Raw genomic sequence first — 9,733 nt, forward strand, 5'->3', positions numbered from 1 at the left:
GGGATGCACGCATGAACGAGGAAAAGCTCCGGTACTTCCTGAAGCGGGTGACGGCCGATCTCCACGAGACGCGCCGCCGGCTCCAGGAGGTCGAGTCGGAGGAGCAGGAGCCGATCGCGATCGTCGGGATGAGCTGCCGCTACCCCGGGGACGTCGAGTCCCCCGAGGACCTGTGGCGGCTGGTGTCCGACGAGACCGACGCCATCTCGCCCTTCCCGACCGACCGGGGCTGGGACACGGGAAACCTGTTCGACGAGGACCCCGACGGGCGCGGCACGAGCTATGTGCGCGAAGGCGGCTTCCTGCACACCGCCAACCGCTTCGAACCGGAGTTCTTCGGCATCTCACCCCGTGAGGCCGTCGCGATGGACCCCCAGCAGCGCCTGCTGCTGGAGATCGCCTGGGAAGCCTTCGAGCGGGCCGGCATCGACCCGACGTCGGTGCGCGGCAGCCGCACCGGCGTGTTCACCGGCGTCATGTACCACGACTACGCGTCACGGCTGCGCGCCGTACCGCCGGAGGTCGAGGGCTACCTCGGCACCGGCGGCTCCAGCAGCATCGCCTCCGGCCGCGTCTCGTACACGTTCGGCCTGGAGGGCCCGGCGCTCACCGTCGACACCGCGTGCTCGTCCTCCCTCGTCACCCTGCACCTCGCCATGCAGGCGCTCCGCAAGGGCGAGTGCACGCTCGCCCTCGCGGGCGGCGTCACCGTCATGCCGACGCCCGGAACCTTCACCGAGTTCAGCAAGCAGCGGGGTCTGTCCTTCGACGGACGCTGCAAGTCCTTCGCGGACGCCGCCGACGGCACCGGCTGGGGCGAGGGCGCCGGCATGCTGCTCGTCGAGCGACTGTCGGACGCCCGCAAGAACGGCCACCGCGTCCTCGCCGTGGTTCGCGGCTCCGCCGTCAACCAGGACGGCGCCTCCAACGGCCTCACGGCACCCAACGGCCCGTCCCAGCAGCGCGTCATCCGTCAGGCCCTCGCCGACGCCCGCCTCACGGCCGCCGACATCGACGTGGTCGAGGCACACGGCACCGGCACGACCCTCGGCGACCCGATCGAAGCACAGGCACTGCTGGCCACGTACGGCAGGGAACACACCGAGGACCGGCCGCTGTGGCTCGGCTCGGTCAAGTCGAACATCGGGCACACCCAGGCCGCCGCCGGTGTGGCGGGCGTCATCAAGATGGTCATGGCGATCCGCAACGGCCGGATCCCGAAGACCCTGCACGTGGACGCACCGTCGGCCAAGGTCGACTGGGCGGCGGGCGCCGTATCGCTGCTCCGCAACACGGTCGACTGGCCGGAGACCGGCCGCCCCCGGCGCGCGGCGATCTCCTCGTTCGGTATCAGCGGCACCAACGCGCACACCATCATCGAGCAGGCCCCGGCCGAGGTCCCCGCCGAACCCGTTGAGGTCGAGCCCACCGCCGGAGCGTCGACCGACGCCACGGAGACCGCACCCACCGCGTCCGGGTCCTCCGAGACCTCCGGGGCCTCCGACGGCTCCGGTGCTTCCGAGGCGACGCCGCAGCGTCGTACCGTGGTTCCCCCGGCCCTCCCGTGGCCCGTATCGGCCCGTACGGAGGACGCCCTGCGGGCCCAGGCCGCGCGCCTCCTCACCCACCTGCGCGCCCACCCCGAGCAGCCGGCGGCCGACATCAGCCGCTCCCTGGCCACCGGTCGCGCCGCCCTCGAACACCGTGCCGTCGTCGTGGCCGCCGACCGGGAACACGCCCTCGCGGACCTGGCCGCCCTCGCCTCCGACGACGAGGCCGCGGCCTCGCACATCGTCCGCGGCGAGATCGCGGCGCGCGGGAAGGTCGCCTTCCTGTTCACCGGGCAGGGCAGCCAACGCCTCGGAACGGGGCGCGCCCTGTACGACGCGTACCCGGTGTTCGCGGACGCCCTGGACGCCGTGTGCGAAGGAATGGCACTCGAACTCCCCCTGAAGGAAGTTCTGTTCGGTTCCGACGCCGAACTCCTGGACCGGACCGGATACACGCAGCCGGCGCTGTTCGCGATCGAGGTCGCGCTGTTCCGGCTGTTCGAATCGTGGGGTGTGAAGCCGGACTTCGTGTCCGGGCATTCGATCGGTGAGATCGTCGCCGCGCACGTGGCGGGTGTGCTGTCCCTGGACGACGCGTGCACGCTGGTCGCGGCGCGCGGACGGCTGATGCAGGCCCTGCCGGCCGGTGGCGTGATGATCGCGATCCAGGCGTCGGAGGCGGAGGTCCTGCCGCTGCTGACCGACCGCGTGAGCATCGCGGCGATCAACGGCCCGCGCTCGATCGTGATCGCCGGTGACGAGGACGCTGCGACAGCGGTCACCGAGTCGTTCACGGACCGGAAGACCAAGCGGCTCACGGTGAGCCACGCCTTCCATTCGCCGCACATGGACGACATGCTCGACGAGTTCCGCCAGGTCGTGGCGGGATTGTCGTTCGCCGCCCCGAGCATTCCGGTCGTGTCCAACCTGACCGGTGCCCTGGTCGCCGACGGTGAGATGGGTTCGGCGGAGTTCTGGGTCCGGCACGTCCGCGACACGGTCCGCTTCCTCGACGGTGTCCGGACCTTGGAGGCCGCCGGGGTGACGACGTACGTCGAACTCGGCCCCGACGGCGTCCTGTCCGCTCTCGCTCAGGACTGCCTCACCTCCGACGACACCCACTCCACCGCCTTCGTACCGACCGTGCGCAAGGACCGCCCGGAAGCGGAGACCGTCGTCACGGCCCTCGCCCGGGCCCACGTCCGAGGCATCGCCGTCGACTGGCAGGCGTACCACTCCGACACCGGAGCCGAGTACGTCGACCTGCCCACGTACGCCTTCCAGCGCGAGCACTACTGGCTCGACGCCGGAACCCTCGGCGGGGACGTCACCACCGTCGGCCTCCGGTCCGCCGATCACCCGCTGCTGGGTGCCACGGTGACGCTGGCCGATGCGGATGGGTTGCTCCTCACCGGTCGGTTGTCGCTTGCGACTCACCCGTGGTTGGTGGATCACATGGTGATGGGTTCGGTGTTGTTGCCCGGTACGGCCTTCGTCGAGTTGGCGTTGCGTGCCGGTGATCAGGTCGGGTGTGATCTGGTCGATGAACTCACCCTTGCCGCTCCGTTGGTGTTGCCGGAGGAGGGTGGTGTCGAGCTTCAGATCACCGTGGGTGGCCCGGACGGGTCGGGTCGGCGTCCGGTGGTTTTCCATTCGCGTGATGGGCTGGCGGCCGGGGATGAGCCGTGGGTTCGTAACGCGACGGCGACGTTGGTCGAGGGTGAGGGCGGGGCGCCGGGCTTCGATCTGGTGGCATGGCCGCCGGTCGGTGCGGATGCCGTTGATGTCGAGGGCCTGTACGAGGGTCTGGCGGATTCCGGTTTTGGTTACGGTCCGGTGTTCCAGGGGCTGCGTGCCGCGTGGCGGCGCGGCGAGGAGGTGTTCGCCGAGGTGAGCCTCGGTGACGAAACCGCGCCGGGTGCGGACCGGTTCACGCTTCATCCCGCGCTCCTCGATTCCGTGCTGCACGCCATCAGTCTCGGTTCGCTCGTGGAGGACACCGGTCAGGCGCGGCTTCCGTTCTCGTGGTCGGGGGTTTCCGTCCACGCCGGTGGCGCGGACGCTCTCCGTGTACGCCTCACCCGGGCGGCCAAGGACGCCGTACGACTGGAGATCGCCGACGTTGACGGTGCTCCCGTCGCGACGGTGGACAGCCTCGCCCTCCGTGCCTTCTCGCCCGAGCAGCTCGGGCGGCCGGCCGGCGGTCACGGCCACTCCCTGTTCCGCGTGGAGTGGACGGCGTCGACCACCCCGGCGGGCTCCGCCGCCGACTGGCTGATGCTGGGCGACGGCACACAGGTGTTCGCGGACCTCGCCGGACTGGGTGTGGCCGTCGCCGAAGGCGGCGAGATCCCGGCCGTACTGGTCGTGCCGTGCCTGGAGCCCGTCGGCGGGAGCGTCGCCCAAGCGGCACACACCGAGACCGGTCGGGCGCTGGCGCTGCTCAAGGAATGCCAGGCCGACGACCGGTTCGCGGATTCGCGTCTCGCGTTCCTGACGCGGGGCGCGGTGGAAGCCGTACCCGGCGAGGGCATCCCGGATCCGGCACGCGCCGCTGTGCGCGGTCTGGTGCGTTCCGCGCAGTCGGAGAACCCCGGCCGGTTCGTCCTGGTCGACGTGGACGTCGACGGTGACGTGGAGGCGGCTCTCGCCGTCGCCCTCGCCTCGGGCGAGTCCGAGGTCGCGGTGCGCGACGGTGCGGTGCTGGTGCCGAGGCTGGCGCGGGCGTCGGCTGCCGGGGACGCGGCCGCCGGGTGGGATCCTGCGGGCACTGTCCTGGTGACGGGTGCCAGTGGTTCGTTGGGTGGGCTCTTCGCCCGTCACCTGGTGACCGAGCATGGCGTAAGGCACCTGCTGTTGGTCAGCCGTCGCGGTGAGGCCGCGGGCGGTGCTTCCGAGTTGTCGGCGGAGTTGGCCGGTCTGGGTGCCGAGGTGCGGTGGGCGGCGTGTGATGTCGCCGATCGTGTCGCGCTGGCGGCCGTTCTGGACGGGATTCCGGCGGAGCACCCGCTGACGGGTGTGGTGCACACGGCCGGTGTCCTGGATGACGGGGTCATCGGTTCCCTGACCGGGGACCGCCTCTCGGCGGTTCTGCGTCCCAAGGTCGACGCCGCGTGGAACCTCCACGAGCTGACGGCCGGGCTGGACCTGTCCGCGTTCGTGTTGTTCTCGTCGGCGGCGGGTGTGTTCGGTGGTGCGGGGCAGGGCAACTACGCGGCGGCCAACACCTTCCTGGACGCCCTCGCCGCGCACCGCAACGCCCAAGGGCTCGCGGGTACCTCGCTCGCGTGGGGTCTGTGGGCGGAGACGGGTGGCATGGGGGACACCCTGGATGCCGAGGACGTCTCCCGGCTCGGTCGGGGCGGCGTGAACGCCCTGACGTCCGATGAAGGTGTGGCCTTGTTCGACGCCGCGCCGGCGACAGGGCAGTCGCTGCTGGTGCCCGTGAAGCTGGACCTCGGCGCACTCCGTGCCCAGGCGGGCACCGGTATGCTCCCGCCGCTGCTCACCGGCCTCGTCCGCACGCCCACCCGCCGGGCGGCACGGGGCAGCGGTGGTGCGTTCGCCCGTCAGGTGGCCGCGTTGCCGCAGGATCAGCAGCCGGTTGCGGTGTTGGAGCTGGTTCGTGGGCAGGTGGCCGCCGTGCTCGGTTTCGCGGGTCCCGAAGCGGTGGATGGGGCGCGGTCGTTCAGCGAGGTCGGTTTCGATTCGTTGACGGCCGTCGAGCTCCGCAATCGGCTCGGTGCGGCGACCGGTGTGCGGTTGCCCGCCACGCTCGTCTTCGACTATCCGACGCCGATCGTGCTGGCGGAGTACCTGCATGCCGAGCTCCTCGGCAGCCAGGCTGCCGCAGCGGCGCCGGTCGTGGCCTCCGCGCACGACGACGAGCCCATCGCGATCGTCGCCATGGCCTGCCGCTTCCCCGGTGACGTCCGGTCGCCCGAAGACCTGTGGCGGCTCGTCCGCGACGGCAAGGACGCCATCACCGACATGCCCACCGACCGTGGCTGGGACATCGAGGGTCTCTTCGACCCCGACCCGGACCGCCAGGGCACCAGCTACAGCACGGCCGGTGGCTTCCTGCACGACGCGCACCACTTCGATCCGACGTTCTTCGGGATCTCGCCGCGTGAGGCGCTGGCGACGGACCCGCAGCAGCGCCTGCTGCTGGAAACGTCGTGGGAGGCGTTCGAGCGGGCCGGTATCGACCCGGCATCGATGCGCGGCAGTCGCACCGGCGTCTTCGCGGGTGTCATGTACAACGACTACGGCACCCTTCTCCACCGGGCCCCGGAGGGCCTGGAGGGCTACATGGGGACCTCCAGCTCGGGCAGTGTCGCCTCGGGCCGGGTGTCCTACACGTTCGGCCTCGAAGGGCCCGCCGTCACCGTCGACACCGCCTGCTCCTCCTCCCTCGTCACCCTGCACCTCGCGGCTCAAGCCCTGCGGAGCGGTGAGTGCGACCTCGCGCTCGCGGGCGGCGTGACCGTGATGGCCACCCCCGGCACCTTCATCGCCTTCAGCCGACAGCGCGGCCTTGCCACGGACGGCCGGTGCAAGCCGTTCGCCGCCGCCGCCGACGGCACCGCGTGGGGCGAGGGCGTCGGCATGCTGCTCGTGGAGCGGCTCTCGGACGCCCGGAGGAACGGTCACCCCGTCCTGGCCGTGGTCCGGGGTACGGCGATCAATCAGGACGGTGCCTCCAACGGCCTCACCGCCCCCAACGGTCCGTCCCAGCAGCGTGTGATCCGTCAGGCCCTGGCCAACGCGGGCCTGTCGGCCGCCGAGGTCGACGTGGTCGAGGCGCACGGCACCGGTACGACCCTCGGCGACCCGATCGAAGCCCAGGCCCTCCTCGCCACCTACGGCCAGGAACGCACCGGGAACCGGCCGCTGCTCCTCGGCTCCATCAAGTCCAACATGGGCCACACCCAGGCCGCCGCCGGCGTCGCGGGCATCATCAAGATGGTCCAGGCGATGCGGCACGGAACAGTGCCCAAGACGCTGCACGTGGACGAGCCGTCCCCGCACGTCGAATGGTCCGAGGGCGCCGTCTCCCTGCTGACGGAGACGGTCGCCTGGCCGGAGACGGGTCGCCCGCGCCGAGCTGCCGTGTCCTCGTTCGGCATCAGCGGCACCAACGCGCACACCATCATCGAGCAGGCCCCGGACGAGGACACCCCGGCACCCACCGCCCCCTCGGCGGCGCCTTCCGTCCTGCCCTACGTACTCTCCGCGAAGACCGCGGAAGCACTGCGCGACCAGGCCGCCCGACTGCGGACCCACCTGACGGAGCAGCCCGAACTCGCAGCCGTGGACGTGGCCTACTCGCTGGCCGGCCGACGTGCCGCGTTCGACCACCGCGCCGTCGTCGTCGCCGCGAACCGCGAGAAGCTACTGCGGAGCCTGACCGCACTGGAGAACGGCGACCTCGTCCCGACCGGGGCCAAGACCGGCACTGTAGGAGCCGCCGGATCCGAGAAGCTCGCGTTCCTGTTCACCGGGCAGGGCAGCCAGCGCCTCGGCATGGGCCGTGAACTGTACGAGACGTACCCGGTGTTCGCCGCCGCGTTGGACGCGGTGTGCGAGCGGCTCGACCTCGAATCGCCCCTGAAGGACGTGTTGTTCGGCGAGGACGCCGATCGGCTCGATCGTACGGAGTACGCCCAGCCGGCGCTGTTCGCGGTCGAGGTGGCGTCGTTCCGGCTGCTCGAATCGTGGGGTGTGAAGCCGGACTTCCTGTCCGGGCACTCCGTCGGTGAGATCGCCGCGGCGCACGTCGCAGGAGTGTTCTCGCTGGAGGATGCCTGCACGCTGGTCGCGGCGCGTGGGCGGCTGATGCAGGCCCTGCCCGCCGGTGGCGTGATGATCGCGATCCAGGCGTCGGAGGCGGAGGTCCTGCCGCTGCTGACCGACCGCGTGAGCATCGCGGCGATCAACGGCCCGCGCTCCGTCGTGATCGCGGGCGACGAGGACGCTGCGACAGCGGTCACCGAGTCGTTCACGGACCGCAAAACCAAGCGGCTCACGGTGAGCCACGCGTTCCATTCGCCACACATGGACGGCATGCTCGACGACTTCCGGCAGGTCGTGGAGGGGCTGTCGTTCGCCGACCCGCGCATTCCGATCGTCTCGAACCTGACCGGTGCCCTGGTCGCCGACGGTGAGATGGGTACGGCGGAGTTCTGGGTCCGGCACGTCCGCGAAGCCGTCCGCTTCCTCGACGGCGTCCGCACCCTCGAAACCGCCGGGGTGGCGACCTACGTCGAGATCGGCCCCGACGGCGTCCTCTCCGCCATGGCGCACGGCTGCCTCACGCAGGACGCCGACACCGACGCCTTCGCGCCCGTCCTCCGCAAGGGCCGCCCCGAAGCGGCGACCCTGACCCGGGCCATCGCCCAGGCCCACGCTCGGGGTGTCTCCGTCGACTGGGAGACCTACTTCACGGGTACCGGCGCCCGCGGCGTCGACCTGCCGACCTACGCCTTCCAGCACGAGCGGTACTGGATCGATGTCCCCGTCGGCTCCTTCGCCGACGCGGCCGCGGCCGGCCTCCGGTCCGCCGATCATCCGTTGCTGGGGGCTGCGGTGACGTTGGCGGATGCGGATGGGTTGTTGTTGACGGGTCGGTTGTCGCTTGCCACGCATCCTTGGCTGGCGGATCACATGGTGTTGGGTTCGGTGTTGTTGCCGGGTACGGCTTTCGTCGAGTTGGCGCTGCGTGCGGGTGATCAGGTCGGGTGTGGTCTGGTCGAGGAGTTGATGCTTGCCGCTCCGTTGGTGTTGCCGGAGGAGGGTGGTGTCGAGCTTCAGATCACGGTGGGCGGTCCGGACGATTCGGGTCGGCGTGCGGTGGTCTTCCATTCCCGTGACGGGTTGGCGGCGGAGGACGAGCCGTGGGTTCGTAACGCGACCGCGACCCTTGCGGAGGGTGAGGGCGAGGTGGCCGGCTTCGATTTGGCGGTGTGGCCGCCGGTGGGTGCGGAAGCCGTTGATGTCGAGGGCCTGTATGAGGGTCTGGCGGATTCCGGTTTTGGATATGGTCCGGTGTTCCAGGGGTTGCGTGCCGCGTGGCGGCTCGGTGAGGCGGTGTTCGCCGAGGTGAGCCTCGGTGAGGAGACCGTGCCGGGTGCGGACCGGTTCACGCTTCATCCCGCGCTCCTCGACTCGGTGCTTCATGCCGTGGGTCTGGGTTCGTTGGTGGAGGACACCGGTCGGGCGAGGCTTCCGTTCGCCTGGTCGGGGGTGTCCGTCCACGCGGGTGGCGCGGACACTCTTCGGGTCCGACTGTCCCGGGCGGGCAAGGATTCCGTACGGCTGGAGATCGCCGATGTCGAGGGTGCTCCGGTCGCGACCGTGGACAGTCTTGCTCTCCGGGCGTTCTCGCCCGAGCAGCTCGCCCGGCCGGCCGGCGGCCACGCAGACTCCCTGTTCCGCGTGGAATGGACCGAAGCCCCCTCGGCAACGGGCAACCTCGACAACTGGCTGATGCTCGACGATGCGCCCAGAGGGCTCGCGGATCTCCCCACCGTTCCGGCGACACTGGTGGTGCCCTGCACGGTAGCGACCGACGAGAACACGGCCGGGGCCGTGCACGCCGAGACCGCACGCGTACTGGCACTGCTTCAGCAGTGGCTCTCCGACGAGCGGTTCGCGGACTCGCGGCTGGTCTTCCGGACGCGCGGCGCGGTGGCCGTGACACCGGGCGAAAGCCCGACCAACCTCGCCCACGCCTCCGTGTGGGGTCTGGTGCGCTCGGCGCAGTCGGAGAACCCTGGCCGGATCGTGCTGGTCGATGTCGATGTCGACGTCGATGTCGACGGTGACGTGGAGGCGGCTCTCGGCGCCGCGCTCGCCTCGGGCGAGTCGGAGGTCGCGGTGCGCAACGGTGCCGTCCTCGTGCCGAGGCTGGTGCGTGCGTCGGCCGGTGTGGATGCCGCTGCGCCGGAGTGGGGTGCGGAAGGCACCGTTCTGGTGACGGGTGCGAGTGGTTCGCTGGGTGGGTTGTTCGCCCGGCATCTGGTGGCCGAGCACGGTGTGCGGCACCTGCTGCTGGTGAGTCGTCGTGGTGAAGCGGCGGGCGGTGCTTCCGAGTTGTCGGCGGAGTTGGCCGGTCTGGGTGCCGAGGTGTCGTGGGCTGCGTGTGATGTCGCTGATCGTGCCGCGTTGGCGGCCGTGCTGGC

At 70.9% G+C, this 9,733-nt stretch carries 1 protein-coding gene and 1 pseudogene; both read left to right on the forward strand.

Annotated features, from left to right (window positions below; genetic code table 11):
- Nucleotides 1-11: 11 nt before the first annotated feature.
- Nucleotides 12-3,677: pseudogene (locus tag ACZ58N_RS37750) on the forward strand (type I polyketide synthase); the annotation flags it as partial.
- Nucleotides 3,678-3,827: 150 nt separating this feature from the next.
- Nucleotides 3,828-9,733 (forward strand): type I polyketide synthase (locus tag ACZ58N_RS37755; RefSeq protein ID WP_471169825.1); only part of this gene is annotated, 5,906 nt, incomplete at its 3' end.

This window comes from Streptomyces sp. NPDC040432 (assembly GCF_055595445.1).